This is a genomic window from Bradyrhizobium sp. S69 (assembly GCF_009766005.1).
Classification (GTDB): domain Bacteria; phylum Pseudomonadota; class Alphaproteobacteria; order Rhizobiales; family Xanthobacteraceae; genus Bradyrhizobium.
On record NZ_LMUK01000047.1, the window covers coordinates 21,204 to 42,268 of the forward strand.

Below are 21,065 nucleotides of genomic sequence, written 5' to 3' on the forward strand. Positions count from 1 at the left end.
GCGAATGCCGAGCACGCATCCCGAACACGTTTTGATTCAAAGAATTACACCCGACGAATCAGAGCGATGACGCGAACATCGACATTCCCTGCTATCCTGGAAAACAACAGGGAAATCACGTGATTCAAGCCGTTTTACACCTCCAGAAATCGCAAAAGAGTCCCTTTCCGGCAGCTTCTTCCGGCAAAATAGAGGCGGCAATTCAGTAAGGGCGTTTTTGAGGCGTAACAGGGAGAACTCCTTGAAGAACAGGAAGAAATCTGGAAACAAAGGGTCCATTTCTTGCACACCATGTTTCGCGTTCTCGCCGATTAATTCCGTGCTGGCCTGTTTTAACCCTAAGTGGCCTATTTTGATTTCAGCAGTTACCCTAGTTCGAGTTCACTGCGCGGACTCAAAAATCGAGCGGCCACAACCGCGGAGCAGTGATGTAATCATGAGACGAAGCGGCCAGGAAGTTCGTGGTTTGCTTGCGGCTGAGCGACACCTCGGCTTCAACGTGTCGAGCACGCAGGCCGGCTCCTCAACAGCGGCATCTTATCGGCTTTGGTCGAGGTCGCAACGATGAACACGAGCGGACGGGATCGATACCGATCCCCGTACTTGATCCACTGCGCCTGCCGACGGGCCACATTAAGATGATTCCGCTAGGCGGCAAGTCGATCTATCCAAATCGCGAGAGACCAACTCGATGCGTCGATCGACACAGGTCGTTGTCGGCAGCCTTGCCCGCCAACTCTTCTGTGAAGATTCACAACATCTGCCAACCACGGGATTTAGCACGGGAAACGGTCTAGCTTCGAGGACCCAGCTCACGGCGTTCTTGAGTGGAAATCATTTAGTATGATTCGGGTTGGACCCTTGGAATTAGATTGAGACTCCTCGTCAATGTCGATAGCGCAGCAATATCAAAAAATGGCTCCCAACGCGTATCGTCGCGATATCGACGGCTTAAGAGCGATTTCCATCATCGTCGTGGTAAGTTACCATGCCTTCCCTACAGTCGTTCCAGGTGGATTTGTCGGTGTAGACGTATTCTTCGTTATATCCGGCTATTTAATTACAAAGATCATCTTGGATGGGTTGGCAGTAGACAACTTTGCAATTTCTTCTTTCTACGCGCGGCGTATTCGACGAATCTTCCCTGCCCTGCTCGTTGTTCTCTGTACGACCTACGCTGTCGGCTGGATCGTACTACTGCCCTCGGACTTCAAGAAGCTGGCCGAAAACATCGTCGGCGGTGCGGGCTTCTTCTCTAATCTTCTTCAGCTGCGAGACGCGAATTATTTCGATCCCGACGCATTAACGAATCCGCTTTTACATCTCTGGTCCCTGGGCATTGAAGAGCAATTTTACATTCTATGGCCGCTGCTCTTGATCGTCTGCAACGGACCGCGCCGATTCATTGCCCTGACTTTGATCGTTGCGATTCTGTCCATGGGAACAAACCTCTATCTTGTCATCAGCCACCAACAGACAGCGGCGTTTTATTCACCCATCAGCCGCGCATGGGAGCTACTGATAGGAGCGCTGGCTTTACAAAGGGATACTCGCGAGAACTTAGATATATCGGGCTTTTGGCGTAATGTAGCGGGCGGGATTGGCTTCCTATTGATTATAGGAGCTTCCTTACTGCTAGATAAAACTTCAAAATATCCCGGATGGTGGGCGCTGATACCGGCCCTAGGTACGTTACTTTTGCTAAATAGCGCAGGGTCGATTGTAAACCGACATCTACTCTCTCACCCCAAGACAGTAATCTTTGGTCTCATTAGCTATCCCTTGTACCTCTGGCATTGGCCACTCCTGACGTATCTCGGGATTTTGCGAAATGACAACCCAAATTCGCTCGAAATTGTCGTCACGGTTGTTATCTCGATCATGCTTGCGTGGGCTACATTTCGCTTTATCGAGTCGCCCGTGCGGCAGCGAGGCCCCGTAACGATTTACCTCGCAGCCGGCATGACATCGATCGGGGTCATCGGACTATGCACGATAGTGGGTAACGGCTTCGGCTTTAGATTTCCGTCCCAAGTAAGAGATATTGCCGCGCTGCGCACGAGAATTTCTTCCAAGAACAACACAGGCTTTCGCGAAGCCTGCTTTCTTGATCGCGACGACAGTTTGCTAACGCCGCGGGGACAGTGCATTGAGAGCGGAAGAGGTCCATTGATTTTCGTTTGGGGGGACTCAACGGCCGCGACACTTTATCCCGGCTTGAAGAAAGAACAGCAATTTAACGCGTTTCGAATAGCTCAATTTACTGCGGCTAGCTGTGCGCCAGTTGTTGATTCAAGCGAGACAACGGTTCGCTCTACCTGCGCCGCGATCAACGATCAGACCCTTGGCTTTGTGAAGACTTCCTCCCCAGATATCGTACTCTTGCACGCCATGTGGAACGAAAAAAGCGATTTTGAGAACCTTCATAACACCATCTCCCAACTAAAATATATCGGCGTACCGCGAATCGTGATTCTTGGCCCCGTTCCTGTCTGGAAGCGCGAACTTCCGTTCGATCTAGTCAATGCTTACCGCTGGCAACGCTCGCTGCCGAATAGAATGACCAGCGGCGTCGCCGGCTCGTCGGCAGATGCGGTTATGGAGAGATTTAGTAACAGTCAGAACGTTGAATATATTTCGGCCTGGCACATCTTTTGTAACTCGGAGGGGTGCCTCACCCGCCTGGGGCCGTCAGCCGACGATGTCGTGACTTGGGACAATGCGCACCTTTCAACACGGGGCTCCGAATTCGCCGTTCACTCCATGATCACTGACTTGCTGCCTACTCATCCCACCGGACCTACAGGAATAACTCGGTGAATTTGACTCCCCGATATCATCCTGTGGTCTCTGGCGAGCTTTCATATTGATCGCCGTGGGTAACGAAACGCTGAAGCGAACAACGACCGCTCAACTTTTTAATTCGTAAGATCGACGCACCTCCGATCGAGACATTGTGTTGATGCTAGCGACGTTCGGCCGAAAAACGGCATGCGCGTCCATCGATATCGACGGGTCTGAACTAGTCGCCCTTGATCGTGAGAAGCCGCTTTATCGCGTCTGGAAGCCGATAGCCTCGGGAAATGCAAATAGCTCGACGACATCCGGCTTCCGTTAGCTCGCCTCCACCGCCGCGACGAACGATTGGCACCTCTTTAGCCGGTTTGCCACCACCGTTTGGGTGAGGCCAGCCTACTTACGCTTGTAGATCGGGAAGGCCCGCAAGGTGCCGCGAAGAATGAAGCGTCGAGTGGTTATGGGTAGCCGATGGCTGAATGTTCGTGGAATATCGTTCGCTACCGCGCGCTACGGCAGGAGATGCCAGAAGTCTGCAGTCAAAACGCGATCGAAGCCATACTGCGTAGGATTGACCTTCCAGGCTTACCGCAGCGTCCAAACAACTGGCGCAGGACCACACAAAAACAAAACGCAGAACAATGGCGCAGCGATCCAGTAGCGAACGTCAAATTGAAACAAGATGGCCAAACACGGCATCGACGAAGGCTCGCTCAATGCCGAAGTGTTCGTGCAGGCGCACGAGTGGTTCATTGTGCTCGACAACCTGATTCAGTCGGCACAAACGCGACGCGTGCTACTGTTCAGAGAAATCAATGGGCCACGCTCTCTTGGGAGATCAAGCGCCGTGGCGCGCCAAAATGCGGCAGCACACCCCTCAGTAGATATCAGACGTCACTCTGTCGGAACGCGTAAATTTGGTCGACGCAACTTCGCAACTAGGCGGGAATTTAAGCCACAGCCTCTCAACTCCCGTAAAAAGCTCAGCTGACGTCTCACTGCCGGATACTGTTCGATCACGACCGCTGATAATCGTCCTCGATGCGGATGATGTCGTCTTCGCCTAGATAGCTGCCGGTCTGAACCTCGATCAGTTCCAACAGAATCTTACCGGGATTTTCCAAGCGGTGGATGGCACCGATCGGGATATAAATCGATTCATTCTCATGCACGATCTTGACCAGCTCATTGACGGTCACGCGCGCGGTGCCGCGCACCACAATCCAGTGCTCGGAGCGGTGATGGTGCTTTTGCAACGAGAGCCGCCCGCCCGCCTTCACCGCGATGCGCTTGACCTGGTGACGGTCGCCATTGTCGACCGATTGATAGCTGCCCCAGGGACGATGCACCTTGAGATGGCTTTCGGTCACTTCCGGCGCCACCGTCCTTAGCCGCGCGACTAGTCTTTTCAACCCGTTGGCGTCCTTCTGGCGCGATACCAGCACCGCGTCCTGAGTCGCCACGACCACGAGATCGTCGACTCCTTCGAGCGCGACCAGCGCCTTGTCCGTCGAGACGTTGCAGTTGCGCGAGTCCTCGAACACGGCGGTGCCCTGCGCGGCATTGCCCTGGCCGTCCTTGTCAGACAATTCCCACACCGCATGCCAGGAGCCGACGTCGGACCAGCCGTACGACACCGGCACCACCGCGGCGCGCGCGGTCTTTTCCATTACCGCGTAATCGATCGAGATCGCGTCGGCCTTCGCAAATGATTCCGGATCGAGCATAACAAAACCGAGATCACGTCCGGCTTTGTCGATGGCATCGCTCACTACCTGCACGCTGCCGGCATCGACATTGCGGTATTCGTCGAGCAGCACGGAGGCACGGAACATGAAGTTACCGCTGTTCCAGAGATAGCCCGCCTTGATATACTCGGCTGCCGTTGCCGGATCGGGTTTTTCCACGAACTTTGCGACCGAGCGGACGTCACCGGAAATGATCTCGCCGGGACTTATATAGCCATATTCGGTGGCGGCGCGCTCGGGCTCGACCCCGAAGGTCGCGATATGTCCGCTGCTGGCGACGACCAATCCCTGCCGGCAGGCAGCAAGAAACGCCGCAGTGTCGCCGACCACGTGATCGGCGGCGAGCGCCAACACTGTCGCCTCGTGATCGCGCGTTTCCGCAAATACCGCGCCAGCGACGATCGCCGGACCGGAATCTCGGCGCACCGGCTCAAGCAGAATATCAGCCTCGAGCCCGATCTCGGTTAATTGCTCCAGCACCATAAAGCGATACGCCGTGTTGGTGATCACGATCGGACGCTCGAACAGCGCCTTGTCCGACACCCGCAGGATCGTATCCTGAAACGTCGAGCGCTTGCCGAACAGCGACAAGAACTGTTTCGGACGGACCTCGCGCGAGGCCGGCCACAGCCGTGTTCCAGCGCCGCCGCACATGATTAGTGGAATAATTCGTCGGTCCATCAGCGTCAAACCTTGTAGTGGTCGCGATACCACGCGACAAAATCCGCAATGCCGTCCTTAATGGAGGTCTCGGGCTTCAAACCGGTGTCACGTATCAGCTCTTCGACATCGGCGAAAGTTTCCGTGACATCGCCGGGCTGCATCGGCAGCATCTGTTTGATCGCCGCGCGGCCCAATGCCTTCTCCAACAACTCCACCACGTGCATCAGATCTTCCGGATGCTGATTGCCGATGTTGTAGATCCCAGCTGGCGCAACTCCATTGCCGGCGGGAATGCGATCGATCAAACGTAGTACTATACGGGTGACGTCATCGATATGGGTAAAATCGCGGCGCATCTTGCCGTGGTTAAAAAGCCTGATTGGGGCGCCTTCAAGGATGGCCTTGGTGAACAGGAAAATCGCCATATCGGGTCGCCCCCACGGCCCGTAGACGGTAAAGAACCGCAGGCCAGTGACCGGCAGGTGGTAAAGATGGCTGTAGGAATAAGCCATCTGTTCGTTTGCCTTCTTGGTCGCGGCATAGAAACTGACCGGACGGTCGGTCTTGTCTTCAATCGAAAACGGCACCTTGGTGTTCGCGCCGTAGACCGAGGATGACGATGCATAGAGCAGATGACCGCATTGATTGTGCCGGCATCCCTCCAGCACATTGGCAAAACCTTCGAGATTCGCTTCCACATAGGCATGGGGACGATCAATCGAGTGACGCACGCCGGCCTGCGCGGCCAAGTGGATTACCCTCTCGAAGCGACATTTGGCAAATAGCGCGGCCATCGCCTCGCGATCGGCAAGATCGGTTTGCACAAAGCTGAACCGCGAATTCTCACGCAGGATAGCGAGCCGTGCCATTTTCAGTGCCGAATCATAGTAATTATTGAGGTTGTCCAGACCGACTACATCTGCGCCTTCGGCCAGCAGTTGCTTGGCAACATGAAAGCCGATAAATCCGGCTGCGCCCGTTACCAATACTGTCCGACCTGACATCGTATCCTCAAAAGAGTACGGTTCAACTGCGCCGCACCAGCCGGCTTCCTTGACCCCGCCGTGTTGGCGGGTCGCAATACCCCGATTTTGAGGCTATTGCCAGATCTGCATCAAAGCCATACCAAAGGCTTAAGTGTGGCGCGCCTCCGCCGGCTGCGTCATTTCTGGACCATCCCTATCCCGATGATCACGGAAGCCATGCGCCGGATCCTGCTTTCGATAATGAAAATATTGGTCTCCGGAGCGCTGCTGTATTTCGCTCTGAGAAAAGCCAATTTTTCGGACCTCACGTCAAGGATCGACATCACGAGCCTTTTTTGGATCGGGTTGGCAATCATTGTGACATTTCTGCAGGTTTTTATCGGCGCCTTGCGCTGGCGCGAAATCTGCGCGGATTGCGCCGCTCCGCTCACGACGACGCAGGCGATGCGTTTCAATCTGATCGGGTCGTTCTTCAATCAGACGTTGCCGTCGGCTATTGGTGGCGACGCTGTTCGGTTATGGCTACTCGCGCGCACCGGCGCAGGATGGCGCGCGGCGACCTATTCGGTCTTCGTTGATCGCGCGGTCGGCTTAATAGCGCTTGCGACCATCGTCGTCGCGAGCCTGCCCTGGAGTTACAAGCTTATCGAGGACCCTGCTGGTCGGTCCGCGTTGCTATTCGTCGGTTTTGCTGCGCTTGCGGCCGGCGTATGCTTTCTCATCCTAGGAAGGCTACCCTGGCCTTGGTTGAAACGCTGGTGGGGAACGCAACATTTCTACGCCTGCTCGGTAATTGCGAATCGCTTGATTTTCAGTCGCGATCACGGGGCTACGCTAGCTCTGCTATCGCTGCTAATCCATGTTCTCGCCGCAGTTATTGCCTGGTGCGTGGCGCGATCGATAGCCGCACCGGTGTCGCTAGAGCAGGTCTTGCAGTTGGTCCCTCCGGTGATGCTCATCACGATGATTCCGCTCTCAATTGCCGGTTGGGGGATCCGCGAAGCTTCTATGGGACTTGCATTCGGCTACGCCGGTTTGGCTACGAGTGAAGGTGTCAACGTTTCGCTGTTGTTTGGTGCGGTATACTTCATAGTCGGCGCGTTTGGTGGTCTAATTTGGATCTTCAGCGCAGAAAAGGCTGCGCAAGGCATTCTACCCATCGCGATCCCCGACGACGGCCACGTTTAGAATGACAATTTCTGAATCCTTCCTAGCCGCTTTCGCTGTTTTGGCTGCCGCTGTTGTCTCGGCCGGCATGATTTGGGCGCTTCGACCCTTCCTCTTACGTCATGCGCTTGCTAAGCCAAACGCGCGGTCATCTCATCGGGTTCCCACGCCGCAGGGAGCAGGTATAGCGGTTATTGCGGCGACGCTGACGGTCTCGGGAAGCCTAATCATCTTTACCGGCTCGGAAGCATTGAATATCCCCATAGCGGTCTTCGGTGCGTCATTGTTCATTTCAATTGTAGGTTTTGCCGACGACGTCAAATCTATCGAAGCGCTACCGCGGTTGATGCTGCAGGCCGCGGCCGTCGCCGTAATTATTTTCGCGTCATCAAGCGACTTACGAATCCTTCCGGCCTGTCCACACTGGATCGAAAGCTGCATCCTGCTGCTGGCAGGCGTTTGGTTCGTAAACCTCGTAAATTTCATGGACGGCCTCGACTGGATGAGCGTTGCTGAGGTTGTCCCGATCACCGGTACGATGGTGATCCTCGGCTCGCTCGGTAAATTCCCCCCTACTGCAACCATCGTTGCCGCGGCGCTCTGCGGTGCGATGCTTGGATTCGCCCCTTTCAACCGTCCTGTGGCAAAAATCTTTCTCGGAGACGTCGGAAGCTTACCGATCGGTTTGCTGTTAGGCTGGTGCCTGTTGCAACTCGCCTATCATCAGCAATTCACCGCCGCGCTGCTGCTGCCGTTGTACTATCTGTTCGACGCTACTATAACTTTATCGCGACGCCTGATAAGGCGCGAACGATTCTGGGCTGCCCATCGCTCGCATTTCTACCAACGCGCAACCGACAACGGCTTTACCGTTTGGCGGGTGGTGAGCGAGGTGTTTGCGCTCAACCTAGGTCTCGCAGTGTTGGCGGTCGCATCGACCATGACGCAATCTGTCACAACAAACGTTCTGTTTTTGGTGCTGGGAAGCATTGCAGTCAGCCTCGTTTTGCTCCGGTTTTCGAGACAACGATAGGTGCGTTCTCGAAAACTGTCGGCCACAACGAGCTTACGTGTTCGTTTCAATTGCCGAGCCCAACCCGAATTCGGGGATGGCTTCCTTCAAGACTTCCTTGATGGCGGTCCGATCGTCTTTCTCGATCGCCAACTCTAGCGCTTCGATCCATTTTCGTAATGTCTGCATCGGAGGTTCGTTCGGCTTCGCCGCCATGATCCCAGCAATTCCAATCTCAATACTAGGCTCTTCGTGCGTAAAGAGGATTTCGTTCAATCTCTCACCCGGCCTCATCCCAGTGAACTCGATCTCAATATCGTAACCAGGCTGCAGACCCGATAATCGAATCATTCGTTCGGCCAGCTCGACGATTTTAACCGGCTGCCCCATATTGAGCACGTAGACGGAGACGTCTGGACGGATCGGGGTCATAGCATGCGTCGCGGCGGTGATCACCAAGTCACAGGCCTCGCGGATAGTCATGAAATATCTAACCATATCGGGATGTGTGACGGTCACCGGTCCGCCCGCCTCGATCTGCGCCTTGAATTTCGGAACAACGGATCCGTTCGACGCCAGCACGTTGCCGAACCTAACCGAAATCAGCCGCATACGTTGCCTGTCGTCAGGCTGACACGCCAGATCGTGATCAAGCGCCTGACAGTACATCTCGGCAAACCGTTTCGTGAGCCCCAACATCGAAACCGGCTCTATTGCCTTATCGGTCGAGATCATGACCATGGCCTTGGCACCCGAAGCCAGGGCGGCATCGGCGACGACGACCGAACCAAAGATATTGGTTTTGACCGCCTCGCTCCAATCGCGTTCGAGAATAGGTACGTGCTTAAGGGCGGCCGCGTGGAACACGATGTCGGGTCCGAACTCGTTCATGAGCCGTTCAATGCGTCCGCGATCTCGGATATCCGCAATATGACCGGTAATCACAGCTTCCTGCTTCTGTGCCATCAGGCTCTCAATAACGGCGTAGAGCGCAGGCTCGGAATTTTCGATCACGAGTAATCTAGCCGCACCAAATGTCACAACTCGGTCGCAAATCTCCGATCCGATTGAGCCACCACCACCGGTGACTATGACCGCTTTGTCCTTCACCAGCGCCTCGAGCCGGGCATAGTCGATTTTTTCACTTGAACGCAGCAACAAATCCTCGACCGCAACCGGGGTTAGCCTTGGCGCCTCGCCGCTTTCAAGGGATGGAAGACGGCTAACGATCAAACCCAGCCGACGCGCGCGCATCAGAACGGACTCGGGGTGCGCCTCAGGCTCGAACGCAGATGGCGCCATGACGACGCGCACGACTGTTTTACCGCGCCGCGCAAGATCGCGAACAACGTCTTCGATATCGTCGATTCCACCCAGTATGGGGATATTTCTGATCAACTGCCCCAAATCCGCTCGCGATGGCGACAGCAGGCCGACGGGCCACAATTGTTTGACAGCGCCACTTTCGATTCCACGCAACAGAATCTCGATATCGGCAGCGCGACCGATAAGCAGGGTTGGCGAGGCGTCATCGGTCCTCGCATGATGAAGCGCCCGGGTATAGCGAAAATAGCGGTAAGCAAAACGCAGCGCGCTCAGGAAAAATACTTCAAGAAACCAATAGAGAACGATCGTGACCTTGCCGAGAAAGAAGCCGCCATAGACGTTGGGCGCCACAAAAATATAATCGAGAATCAGCAGCGCGACCGTTAACACGGTCGCTGTGCGCAAAATATTCAACGCATCGGGCAGTGAGATGAAGCGCCATTTCGTGGTTGTCAGATTGAAGGCATAACAAACGAACACACTAAGCATGACAAAGTAAGGGAGAATGCGCAGTAGAAGCGGCAAGCGATCCCAGAACGTCTCACCTTCGAAGCGAAGGTAAAAACTGCCTAGAACCGCAAACGTGGTCGCAAGCACGTCGTGAGTCGCGATTAGAAAATTGCGATAAGTTAGACTTGATAATCGCGTCATTTCAGTAAACGCCCACCCTGTACCGGGTTTGAATGAACCCGCGGGTTGTTAACCTATCCCGATCCCGCATGCCAGCCATTACGCTTTGACGGATTTTCGCCGGAAAAGCGGCGCATCGCTCGACGCGCTCTTCATCGCCATTCCACCTGCGACACCTACACCCAGCACATACATCCACCCTTCGTGGAAATCGAATAGATGCGAGTTGAACAACGAACTCATGATGTTCTGCAAAACGACAAGCAACCCGATCCACGAGGAAAGGCTTGTTCCTTGAAATAACATGAAGTGAAAAAACCACATGGCGTAAAGCACGACACAGCCTAACAGACCCCATTGAACGGCAACATTAAGCGTCTGATTGTGCGGGTTGCCGATAACATCTGCCGAGGCGCCACTCTGACCGATCGCGTCGCGCTCGAATAGTTGTTTGGTCGACCCGGTGCCGTTGCCAAACAAGGGAGCATCGGCAAAAAAATGCAGCGATTTGCGCCAATACTCAAGTCGAAGACCGGTCGAACTCGCGGCGTTTTTCTCATGGTAATATTGGTATTCAAGTTCAACAGCATCCACCCGCTCTCGCAAATAGGGCGATGTAATCCAGACCAGGACTACCACCGCCATAGCTCCGGCAAATAGCAGTGCCATCGCACCCCGACTAAGATGCAGTGCTCCGAACAACACCAGCAGAATTGGCATATAGACCAATGCGGTACGTGCCGAGACCACGAACATCATGTTGGTAAAGAAACCGAGCATGAGCGCGGCACAAGCGGCAGCCAGCGCAAAGCGTCGCCGATTCAACAGCGACAGGGCGACAGGAGCCAGAGCAAAGAAGCACAACGCAAATTCTTGGCTTTGGTCGATATAGTTCTTGACGGGAACGCCCGGACTCGCCGTTACCGTCACCTTGAATTCCGGCGCGAACAGCACGAGCCAGGAAAGTCCCATCAACAAAGAACAAGAAACAAGAAAGGCGACGAATATCCATGCAGCACGTTGCGAACGCTCAAAATGATAGAGCAGAAAAGGTATCGCGAGCAATTTAGCCACCGGATTGATCCCATGAAGTCTTGCCGGCCAGGGGCTGGCGGACCAAGTCGTTCCAACGACGGCAAGCGCGAAAAATATCAGAGGCAACATGGCAGCCGGTTGCCTCAACGAGCGCAGAGCGGAACTCCACGCCAGCGTGGGAATCAATGCGAGAACCCATAACACCATGAAGATCGCAACACCGGATGTCGACCACGGCAGCGCTAGTGCAACAAGTACGGCCAATACGTCCACTGTCAGCATTTGCGCTGCTGGATCGCGGAACATTCCGAAGGAAGCGCGGTACGGCAAAAGGCTTGATACTCTGCTCGTATGCTCAGTCACGGTTGGCTCTCACGCGCACGCTTCACGAGAGACGTCGTGCTAAAACCTTCGACAATATCGACCAGCATGATCTCTCCTCCGTGAGCGGCAACGATTTCGTGGCCGACCACCTGCTCGCGAGCGTAATCGGCGCCTTTGACCAACACACTTGGCCGGATTTGAACAATCAAATTTATCGGCGTCTCTTCCTCAAAGACTATGACTAGATCGACCGCCTCGAGTGCCGCCAACACCTCGGCACGTGCGAGTTCGTTTTGCATCGGACGGCCGTCACCCTTGAGACGCTTGACCGAAGTGTCGCTATTGAGGCCGACGATCAGCCGGTCGCAGGTCGCGCGCGCCGCCGTCAGCAGTTTGACGTGGCCGGGATGAAGGATATCGAAACAGCCATTGGTGAAGCCGATCCGCAATTCCTGCTTGCGCCACGCCACAAGCTGCGCCTCGAGTTCGCTGGCGGAGCCCATGATTTTTTCTTCGGCCGCGAGGAACGCATGCGGCAGGATCTTGCGGCGCAGCTCCGCCGAACTCACCACGGCCGCGCCCTGCTTGCTGACCGCGACCGCAGCGGCCGCATTGGCCATCCGCAATGCGGCTTCCCAATCGGCCCCGGCCGCCAGCGTCACCGCAACGACCGCGGCGACCGTGTCGCCGGCGCCCGAGACGTCGCGCACCCTGACCGGCAGGCCCGGGACATGAATGACGTCGCCATTGCGCGGCACCAGCGTCATGCCGTGCTCGCTTTGCGTCACCAGGACGGCCGCGCAATCGGCAAGCTGCATGATCTCCCGGGCGCCATCGGCGATGCTCTGCTCCGTATCGAGGCGGCTGCGGGTGGCTTCGGCGAACTCCTTGCGATTGGGCTTGAGCAAGGTCGCGCCGCGATAAATCGCCAGATTGGGGCTTTTGGGATCCACGATCACCCGCTTGCCGAGTTTTCGCGCAGCGTCGATCACGTTGCGTATCACGCGCGCGGTCAGCACGCCCTTGGCATAATCCGACAACAACACGATGTCGGCGCGCGGCAATAGCGGCAGGATGGCGTCGATCAGTTTCTGTTCGGTCGCAACCGAGGCCGGCGCCGTCGATTCCCAATCCGCGCGCAGCATGTGGGTGGAGAAATGTTCGGACACAAAGCGTACCTTGCGCGTCGTCGGCCGGGTGGGGTCGCACACCAGCACGCTCTCGATCAGGCTTTCGCGGCCGAGCTCGGCCTTGAGCCTCGCGCCAGCCTCGTCCTCGCCGACCATTCCGACAAAGATGCAGCGCGCCCCGAGCGAAACGATGTTGCGCGCGACGTTGCCGGCGCCGCCGATATCGGTCTCGCTGCGCTGGACCGCAATAACCGGCGCGGGAGCCTCCGGGGAAATCCGCGACACCTCGCCATAGACGAATTCGTCGAGCATGAGATCGCCGACGCAGAGCACGGTCTGGCAGGTCATCGCATGCGACAGGGCATCGAAATCGAACATCGGAACTCGTTATCTGTTGCAGGGCTTTTTTGCGGGCTTATTTGTTGCAATATCTGTGCAAGTCAGCGGAAACGATCGGGCCGGTCGAGAAAATCTTTGACATAAGCGCCAACCGCGTCTTCCAGCGCCGTAAAGCCGGCATTATAGCCGGCGCGCCGCAGCCGATCGACATCACTTTGTGTGAAATACTGGTAACTATCGCGGATCGCCAAGGGCATGTCGATATAATCGATATTGGGCCGCGTCCCGAGCGCGGCGTAGGCTGCGAGCATCAAATCCCTGAAGCTGCGGGCGTGGCCGGTTCCGACATTGAAGAGGCCGCTGACCGACGGCGTCGCCAGCAGCCACATCATCACCCGCACCACATCGTCGACATAGATGAAATCGCGCCGCTGATCGCCGTCGGCGATGCCCTCGCGGTGCGACTTAAACAGTTGCACCGTGGCGCCCGATCTGAGCTCGTCGAAGCGCCGCGCCAGCACGCTCATCATCGGGCCCTTGTGATATTCGTTGGGGCCGAACACGTTGAAGAACTTCAGCCCGACGCATTGCGGCGGCAGCGGCGCGCCGCGCGCCGAGCGCTCGGCCACCGCCATGTCGAACAGATGCTTGCTCCAGCCGTACAGATTCATCGGCCGCAGCATCTTCAGCGCCGGCGGCGACGGATCGTCGACGAAACCTTGCCCGCCGTCGCCATAAGTTGCCGCCGAGGAGGCATAGATCAACGGCGTCGGATGGGCGGTGCACCAGTCGAGCAGCCGCATCGAAAGCCGGAAATTGGTCTCTATCACCAGATCGCCGTCGGTCGCCGTGGTTTCCGAAATGGCGCCGAGATGGATGACGGCGTCGAGCCGGCGGCCGTTCAACCAGGCCGGCAGTTCCGCCGGCGGCACGATGTCCGCGAGCTGGCGCTTGGCCAGATTGCGCCATTTGCCGTCATGGCCGAGCAGGTCGCACACCACGACATCGGCGCGGCCCGCGTCGTTCAGCGCCGCGACGACGTTCGATCCGATAAAACCGGCGCCCCCGGTTACCAGTAACATGAGAGATCCTGCCCTGCTTGCACGACGGCAGCTTTGCCCCACTCCAGCGCCGCAGGCAAATCGAGCTGTGGGGCGTGGTGAAGGCCGAAGGGCCGACCTTGTTTGACTTTGACCCGCCGCGGCGGAGCGGTTACCGACAGGGCGGAATCCAGCCTGGACCGATTTTATAAGATATGAACCAAGATTCGCGCTATCAGCCGACGGCGACCGACCAGGACGACACCCGGCCGATCCTGATCGTGCCCTATATGTGGATCGGCGACTTTGTCCGGGGCCATACCGTGGTGCGGGTGCTGAAGCAGCGCTGGCCGAACCGCCCGGTGGATCTGCTGGTGACGTCGCAGCGGGCCCCGCTGGTCGATTATATGCCCGGCGTCCGCGCCGGCGTGGTTTGGGACCTGCCGAGGAGCCGGCTGGCGGTCGCCAAACAATGGGGCCTGGCCAACCGGTTGCGGACCAATCAATACGGCACCGCGCTGGTGTTGCCCCGCACCTGGAAATCGGCGATCGCGCCGGCACTGGCCGGGATTCCGGAACGGGTGGGATTTGTTGGCGAAGCTCGATTCGGCCTGCTCAACCGGCCGCGTTGGGGCGAACGGCGGCTACCTCGCTTCATCGACAAGAACGCCGCGCTCGCGCTGCCGGACGGAGCACCGCTGCCGCCAGAGTGGCCGGTGCCGCAATTGCTGGTTCCGGCTGAGGAAACCAGCAGCTGGCGGCAGGCCCACGGGCTGGGCGCCGGCCTCGCCGTGGCGCTGGCCCCGGGCTCGGTCGGCGCCTCCAAGCGCTGGACCTATTACGCCGAGGCCGCACGCCTGCTGGCGCAACAGGGGCTCGACGTCTGGGTGGTCGGCGGCCCCGACGAGAAGGCGCTGGCGGCCGAGATCGTCGCATCCGGCGGGCCCCAAGTGCGTGACCTCACCGGCACCGACCTGCGCAACGGCATTCTGGCGATGGCCGCGGCCAGCCTCGTGATCTCCAACGATTCCGGCCTGATGCATATCGCGGCCGCGATCGGAACGCCGACGATGGGCATCTTCGGCCCGACCAGCCCTTATCACTGGGCGCCACTGAACGGTCTCGCGGCGACGATCCAGACCAAAACCGTGGTGCCGTGCCAGCCCTGCCACCGCCCGGTCTGTACCCAGAACGACCATCGCTGCATGCGCGACATTCCCGCCACCGACGTGGTCGCCGTTGTCCAGCGCGTGCTCGCCGTAGCGACGTCGCGTCAACGCCACCGCCAACAGGACTGACGAACAAAAATGAATGCCATCGCCCCTCTCCGCGTCGCGCCAAAGCCCGCCGCGTTCCTCGACCGCGACGGCGTCGTCAATTACGACGACGGCTACATTGGGAGCCACCATAGGATCCGCTGGATGCCGAATGCCGCCAAAGCCATTCGCCGACTCAACGATGCCGGCTATCTCGTGTTCTTCTTCACCAATCAGTCCGGCGTGGCGCATGGTCACTTTACCGAAGACGAACTCAACACGCTGCTCGACTGGATGCGCAGCGAGTTGGCCGCGCAAGGCGCGCGGATCGACGACGTCAGGTATTGCCCGCATTTTCCCGGCGGCTCGGTCGCCGGTTATCTGGAGGATCATCCCTGGCGAAAGCCGAGCCCTGGCATGATCCACGACCTGATGCAACATTGGCCGGTGCGACACGCCGGCAGTTTTGTCATCGGCGATCGTGCGACCGATATCGAAGCCGCCCAGGCCGCAGGGCTGCCGGGCTTTCTGTTCGCCGGCGGCGATCTCGATGCGTTCGTCGTGGATGTGATGGCGCGAACGTGCGTCGCGTAGCTACCCCTCTCTATCTCTCCCCCCGCAAGGGGGCCGGAGAAGAGAGCGCGCGATAAACTTCCGCGATCCGGTTGGCTTCGACATCGAGACTGAATTGCGCCAGCGCCCGCGCGCGCCCGCGCGCGCCCATCGCGGCGCACACAGCGGGATCGCGCATCAAGGGCTCAAGCGCTGCGACCAGCGCATCGACGTCGCCGGGCGGCGTCAGCACGCCGGTGACGCCGTCCTCGACCACGAGCTCGGCCGCGCCCGCGCGTGACGCCACCAACGCGGCGCCGACCGCCATCGCCTCGATCAAGGTCAACCCAAAACCTTCGTTGCGCGAGGTGAACGCATAGATCGTCAGCCGCTGATACCAGCGTTGCACGTCCTCGATCGGCAACTCGCCGGTGATGACGATGCGCGAGGCGAGCCCGGCCGCCTCGATGCGTTTTTTCAGATCGTTGCCAAACGACGTCTGTTCCACCGCTATTGCGCCGACGATTACCGCGGTGAAATCCGGATGGCGCGGCAACAGACGGCACATGGCGTCGACGAACACATCGGTGCCCTTTTGTGTGCGCACCCGGCCGAAGCAGCCGATCGCGTAACGGCCCGGTAGTCCTGCTTCCGCGAAAGCCGCCGCGCGATTTTCCGGCGGCGCGTAGCGGTCGGTATCGACGCCGTGGGGAATCACGGTCGCCGCGCGTTTGAGAAACGATGCGGAGATATCCGAGGTCGCTATGATAGCGTCCATGCGCCGGATCAGCCAGCGCGTAATCCAGCTATGGTGACGCTGCGCCGCCGACGTAAATACCAGCTTGAACGGCCAGCCGAGAGCTCGCAGCAGCACGCCGACAATCATCTCGTTGTTGCGCCGCGCGTGCCAGATCAGCGGCGTCCGGCGGCGCCATACTTTAAGAAGATCCGCCATCCCCATCCGCGCGATGCCGTCGGGCGCATCGGAACCGAACCATGCGGCGCGCAGCAATCGGGCCAGTTTCGGCGCCACCATGCGGTTGGTCGCGGTCACGCCGGAATAGCGCCGGTGCTGATTCGGCACGATCAGCTGCAAATCACCGGCAAAATCGTTATCGATCGGCACGTCGGGCTCCGTTTCGCCGATGTCCTATACGCAACATTAAGCATAGTGACCAGTTCACTTCAGCCGAAACCCACTCTTCACCGCAAGCCGGATAGCATCGCCATCCGAGAATAAGAAGAAGGGTGAGCTCATGACCGTGCTTGTCACCGGCGGTGCCGGCTACATCGGGAGTCACATGGTTCAGGCGCTGGTGGAGGCCGGCGAAAGCGTTGTCGTGATCGACAATCTCTCCACCGGCTTTTCCGCCTACCTGCCCGAAGGCGTTCCCTTGTTCATCGGCGATGCCGCGGACGAGAACCTGGTCGAAGGCGTGATCGCGGCGCACGGCGTCGAAAGCATCATCCATTTCGCCGGCTCGGTGGTGGTACCGGACTCGATGCGCGACCCGCTCGCCTACTACCGCAACAACACCATGACGACGCGCAGCCTGCTGAACGTCGCGGTGAAATGCGGCGTCAATCGTTTCATCTTCTCGTCGACCGCGGCGGTCTACGGCAATCCGGATCAGGTGCCGGTTCCGGAGCATGCCGCCACCCGGCCGATGTCGCCTTACGGCTCCTCGAAGCTGATGACCGAAATCATGCTGCACGACGCGGCGTCCGCGCACGGCATGAGCTATGTGGTGCTGCGCTACTTCAATGTCGCCGGCGCCGATCCGCTGGCGCGCATTGGGCTGGCAACCGTCGGCGCGACCCATCTGTTGAAGATAGCGGTCGAGGCCGCCACCGGCCAGCGCGCCAAGATCGACGTGTTCGGCACGGATTATCCGACGCCGGACGGCAGTTGCATCCGCGACTTCATCCATGTCGCCGACCTCGCGCAGGCCCATCGCGCGGCCTTGTCCTATCTGCGTGACGGCGGTCCCTCGACGACCCTGAACTGCGGCTATGGCCGCGGCTACTCGGTGCTGGAGACCATCGAGGCGGTGCGCCGGGTTTCCGGGCGCAATTTCGCGGTTCAATATGCCGCACGCCGGTCCGGCGACATCATGACCATGGTGGCCGATACCAGCCGCATCCGCTCGACGCTGGACTGGGCGCCGCGCTACGACGATCTCGAGACCATCGCGGCCCACGCGCTGGCCTGGGAGGAGAAGCTGTTCCGCGAGCGCCACGGCGAGCCGCGGCACGCGGCATCCGCCTAGAATTGCGGCTGGAATCAAGCCCCGAAGTCAAGGCCTGTACCAGGCTTGATTCGGCTTGAAAAACGCCGACATAGCGGGCAATGAGTCATCCCTAGCAGCCCTGCCTGGCAGCCCTGACGCGTAGGGCCGGTTGCCGGCGATATCCGGCTGCTTGGCGCCGTCGATGTGGCGCCGTCAATGGAAAGCGGATGACGGAACTTCCAAAGAAGATCACGGACGACCCCTATGGCGCGGCGATCCTGGTTCGCCGCCTGATCACCGAACAGGGCGCGGCCTATTGGCGGCGCTATTTGCTGGCGTTCGCGCTGATGGCGGTTTCGGCCGCGACCACCGCCGGATCGGCCTATCTGCTCGGCGAGGTGATCAACCGCGCCTACATCGACAAGGACGTCCGCGGCATCATGATCCTGTCCGGGGTCATCGTCGTCATCTTCATCGTCAAGGGAGCGGTGACCTACGGACACAGCGTGATCCTGTCGCAGATCTCCAACGCGATCCTGGCCAACAACCAGCGGCAATTGTTCGGCAAGCTGATGACCGAAAGCATCGCGTTCTTTTCACTGCGGCATTCGTCGGAATTTCTGGCGCGACTGACCCAGGGCGCCAATTCGGTGACCCAGGTTCTGAGCCTCTTGATCAACGCGGTCGGGCGCGATCTGTTGTCGCTGATCGGGCTCGTGATCGTGATGGTGACCCAAGACCCGCTGATGTCGGTGCTCGGCTTCCTGGTGGCGCCGCCGGCCATGATCGTGCTGCGCAAGCTGGTCAAGCGGATCAAGGGTCTCGCGCATAACCAGTTCAGCGGCACCGCCGACATCATGGAGACCATGCAGGAATCGCTGCAGGGCATCCGCACCGTGAAAGCCTTCACGCTCGAACGGATCATGCGCGAGCGCATCGACGTCTCGATCAGCGCGGTCGAGCGCAACGCCAACAAGATGGCGCATGTCACCAACCGTTCGAGCCCGCTGATGGAAACGCTCGGCGGCTTCGCCATCGCAGGCGCATTGATGTATGGCGGCTATCGCGTGGTCGCGACCGGAGCGACGCCCGGCCAGTTCTTTTCATTCCTGACCGCGTTCCTACTGGCCTATGAGCCGGCCAAGCGGCTGGCCCGGCTGAACATCGAGCTCAACAGCAATTTGATCGGCGCCCGCAAGCTTCTCGAAATCGTCGACAGTCCGGCCACCGAGCCCGCAGACGACGACCGGCCGCAATTGAAGCTGACCGAGGCGCGGATCGAATTCCGCGATGTCAGTTTTGCCTATCGGCCGAACGAGTCGGTGCTCAATCGCATGAGCTTTATCGCCGAGCCTGGCAAGGTCACCGCCCTGGTCGGCCCCTCCGGCGGCGGCAAGTCGACGGTGCTGGCGCTGTTGCTGCGGTTCTATGAGGTCACCGAGGGCGACGTCCTGATCGACGGCCAGGCCATCTCGGGCGTGTCGCGCAACTCGCTGCGGCACCAGACCGCCTATGTCGGACAGGACGTCTACCTGTTTCGCGACACCATCCGCGAGAACATCGCCTTCGGCAAGGTCGGCGCCAGCGAGGCCGAGATCGTTGCCGCGGCGAAGGCCGCCTGCGCCCACGAATTCATCATGGGCTTTCCGCTCGGTTACGACACCCCGGTCGGCGAGCATGGCACGCAGCTTTCCGGCGGCCAGCGGCAGCGCATCGCGGTCGCCCGCGCGCTGGTCAAGAACGCGCCGATCATCCTGCTCGATGAAGCGACCGCAGCGCTGGATTCGGAATCCGAAAAGCAGGTGCAGGAGGCGATCGAGCATCTGTGCCAAGGCCGTACCACCATCGTCATCGCCCACCGCCTGCACACCATCATGCATGCCGACGCCATCCTGGTGGTCGAGGGCGGCGAGATCGTCGAGCGCGGGCGGCATGACGACCTACTGCGGCGCGGCGGGCGCTATGCCTCGTTCTTCCGCTTACAACATCGTGACACCGGTCCCCTCACACTGGCGCCGGTCAGCGCAACCGCGTAGAATTAATTTCGATTTTAGTCCGTAACCCGCCGAGACCCCTTTCATGAACGCCACATCGTTTGTCATTCCCGCCCTGCCGCAAGCCTCGATCCCGGTCGCCGGCGAACAGAAATCGTTTCCCGTTCGCCGCATCTGGTGCGTTGGGCGCAATTATCTCGAGCACATCCGCGAGATGGGCAATGACGAGCGCGCGCCGCCGTTCTTCTTCGCCAAGCACGCCGACATGATCGAGCCGGACGGCGCGACCATCCCCTACCCGCCGCTGACCAAGGACCTGCATCACGAGGTCGAATTGATCGTCGCGATGAAAAGCGGCGGCCTCAACATTCCCGCCGACAAGGCGCTCGACCATGTCTACGGCTACGCGGTCGGCATCGACCTCACCCGCCGCGACCTGCAGATCGCCTCGCGCAAAAAGGAACGGCCCTGGGAGATCGGCAAGTCGTTCGACCATTCCGCTCCGTCTTCGGCGATCCAGCCGGCCTCCAAGATCGGCCATCCCTCGAAAGGCAGGATCTGGCTCTCGGTGAACGGCACCGAGCAGCAGAAGGGCGACCTCACCGAACTGATCTGGAGCGTGCCGGAGATCATCTGGCAGTTGTCGCAGCAGGTCGCGCTCGCCGCCGGCGATATCATCCTGACCGGCACCCCGGCGGGTGTTTCGCAGCTTAAGCCCGGCGATAAGATCGAATGCGGCGTCGACGGCGTCGGTACCCTGAAAGTCTCGATCGGCGAGCCCGAATAGGACCTGAAGCGTAGGACTTGCCGGCGGGTTAGGGTTTGTCACAGGGCGC

16 protein-coding genes are annotated in these 21,065 nt (G+C 58.9%); 9 read left to right on the top strand and 7 right to left on the bottom strand.

All coding sequences use genetic code 11. The features are described 5' to 3' along the window. The first annotated feature begins 888 nt into the window (after positions 1-888). Together GSQ88_RS27930 and GSQ88_RS27935 are read left to right on the top strand one after the other, a co-directional pair. On the top strand, positions 889-2,820 hold the full coding sequence (locus GSQ88_RS27930) for an acyltransferase family protein (RefSeq protein WP_159011022.1): 1,932 nt from the start codon (positions 889-891) through the stop codon (positions 2,818-2,820). Between the two features lie 658 nt (positions 2,821-3,478). Further along, positions 3,479-3,787 carry a hypothetical protein gene (locus GSQ88_RS27935; RefSeq protein ID WP_159011023.1) on the top strand — a complete coding sequence of 103 codons (309 nt, stop codon included), beginning with the start codon at positions 3,479-3,481 and terminating at the stop codon, positions 3,785-3,787. 25 nt (positions 3,788-3,812) lie between these two features. Here GSQ88_RS27935 and GSQ88_RS27940 read toward each other — a convergent pair whose 3' ends face one another. Then, positions 3,813-5,225 carry a mannose-1-phosphate guanylyltransferase/mannose-6-phosphate isomerase gene (locus GSQ88_RS27940; protein WP_159011024.1) on the bottom strand — a complete coding sequence of 471 codons (1,413 nt, stop codon included), beginning with the start codon at positions 5,223-5,225 and terminating at the stop codon, positions 3,813-3,815. Between the two features lie 5 nt (positions 5,226-5,230). Next, positions 5,231-6,211: an SDR family NAD(P)-dependent oxidoreductase gene (locus tag GSQ88_RS27945; RefSeq protein ID WP_159011025.1), complete on the bottom strand. Its 981-nt coding sequence runs from the start codon at positions 6,209-6,211 to the stop codon at positions 5,231-5,233. 198 nt (positions 6,212-6,409) lie between these two features. Between GSQ88_RS27945 and GSQ88_RS27950 the strand changes: the two genes are divergently transcribed. Together GSQ88_RS27950 and GSQ88_RS27955 are read left to right on the top strand one after the other, a co-directional pair. Further along, a complete protein-coding gene (locus GSQ88_RS27950) occupies positions 6,410-7,381 on the top strand; it encodes a lysylphosphatidylglycerol synthase transmembrane domain-containing protein (protein ID WP_159011103.1) in 972 nt (323 codons plus the stop codon). A 1-nt stretch (position 7,382) separates the two neighbouring features. Then, positions 7,383-8,393: an MraY family glycosyltransferase gene (locus GSQ88_RS27955; RefSeq protein ID WP_159011026.1), complete on the top strand. Its 1,011-nt coding sequence runs from the start codon at positions 7,383-7,385 to the stop codon at positions 8,391-8,393. Between the two features lie 33 nt (positions 8,394-8,426). On the opposite strand, the gene GSQ88_RS27960 is transcribed toward GSQ88_RS27955, so the two are convergent. From GSQ88_RS27960 to rfaD, 4 genes are all read right to left on the bottom strand, one after another. After that, entirely contained in the window at positions 8,427-10,349 is a 1,923-nt protein-coding gene (locus GSQ88_RS27960; RefSeq protein ID WP_159011027.1) for a nucleoside-diphosphate sugar epimerase/dehydratase, read from the bottom strand. A 78-nt stretch (positions 10,350-10,427) separates the two neighbouring features. After that, on the bottom strand, positions 10,428-11,726 hold the full coding sequence (locus GSQ88_RS27965; protein ID WP_246785063.1) for an O-antigen ligase family protein: 1,299 nt from the start codon (positions 11,724-11,726) through the stop codon (positions 10,428-10,430). Next, entirely contained in the window at positions 11,723-13,195 is a 1,473-nt protein-coding gene (gene rfaE1, locus GSQ88_RS27970) for a D-glycero-beta-D-manno-heptose-7-phosphate kinase (RefSeq protein WP_159011028.1), read from the bottom strand. Before rfaE1 ends, GSQ88_RS27965 begins: the two co-directional genes overlap by 4 nt. Positions 13,196-13,257: 62 nt before the next feature. Continuing rightward, a complete protein-coding gene (rfaD, locus tag GSQ88_RS27975; RefSeq protein WP_159011029.1) occupies positions 13,258-14,238 on the bottom strand; it encodes an ADP-glyceromanno-heptose 6-epimerase in 981 nt (326 codons plus the stop codon). A 173-nt stretch (positions 14,239-14,411) separates the two neighbouring features. Between rfaD and waaF the strand changes: the two genes are divergently transcribed. Then, on the top strand, positions 14,412-15,494 hold the full coding sequence (gene waaF, locus GSQ88_RS27980) for a lipopolysaccharide heptosyltransferase II (protein WP_159011030.1): 1,083 nt from the start codon (positions 14,412-14,414) through the stop codon (positions 15,492-15,494). 9 nt (positions 15,495-15,503) lie between these two features. Continuing rightward, positions 15,504-16,046, top strand: a complete 543-nt coding sequence (locus tag GSQ88_RS27985) for a D-glycero-alpha-D-manno-heptose-1,7-bisphosphate 7-phosphatase (RefSeq protein WP_159011031.1) — start codon at positions 15,504-15,506, stop codon at positions 16,044-16,046. Positions 16,047-16,056: 10 nt separating this feature from the next. Here the strand turns inward: GSQ88_RS27985 and GSQ88_RS27990 are convergent, their stop codons facing one another. After that, complete coding sequence (locus GSQ88_RS27990) at positions 16,057-17,130, bottom strand: glycosyltransferase family 4 protein (protein WP_174248133.1); 1,074 nt, start codon at positions 17,128-17,130, stop codon at positions 16,057-16,059. Between the two features lie 130 nt (positions 17,131-17,260). Between GSQ88_RS27990 and galE the strand changes: the two genes are divergently transcribed. The 3 genes from galE (at position 17,261) to GSQ88_RS28005 (ending at position 21,016) form a co-directional block, all read left to right on the top strand. Continuing rightward, positions 17,261-18,274, top strand: a complete 1,014-nt coding sequence (galE, locus tag GSQ88_RS27995; protein ID WP_159011032.1) for a UDP-glucose 4-epimerase GalE — start codon at positions 17,261-17,263, stop codon at positions 18,272-18,274. A 188-nt stretch (positions 18,275-18,462) separates the two neighbouring features. Beyond that, entirely contained in the window at positions 18,463-20,271 is a 1,809-nt protein-coding gene (locus tag GSQ88_RS28000; protein ID WP_159011033.1) for an ABC transporter ATP-binding protein, read from the top strand. Between the two features lie 43 nt (positions 20,272-20,314). Then, the gene (locus GSQ88_RS28005; RefSeq protein WP_159011034.1) at positions 20,315-21,016 is read left to right on the top strand and encodes a fumarylacetoacetate hydrolase family protein; all 702 of its coding nucleotides are present in this window, start codon (positions 20,315-20,317) and stop codon (positions 21,014-21,016) included. The last annotated feature ends 49 nt before the right edge of the window (positions 21,017-21,065 follow it).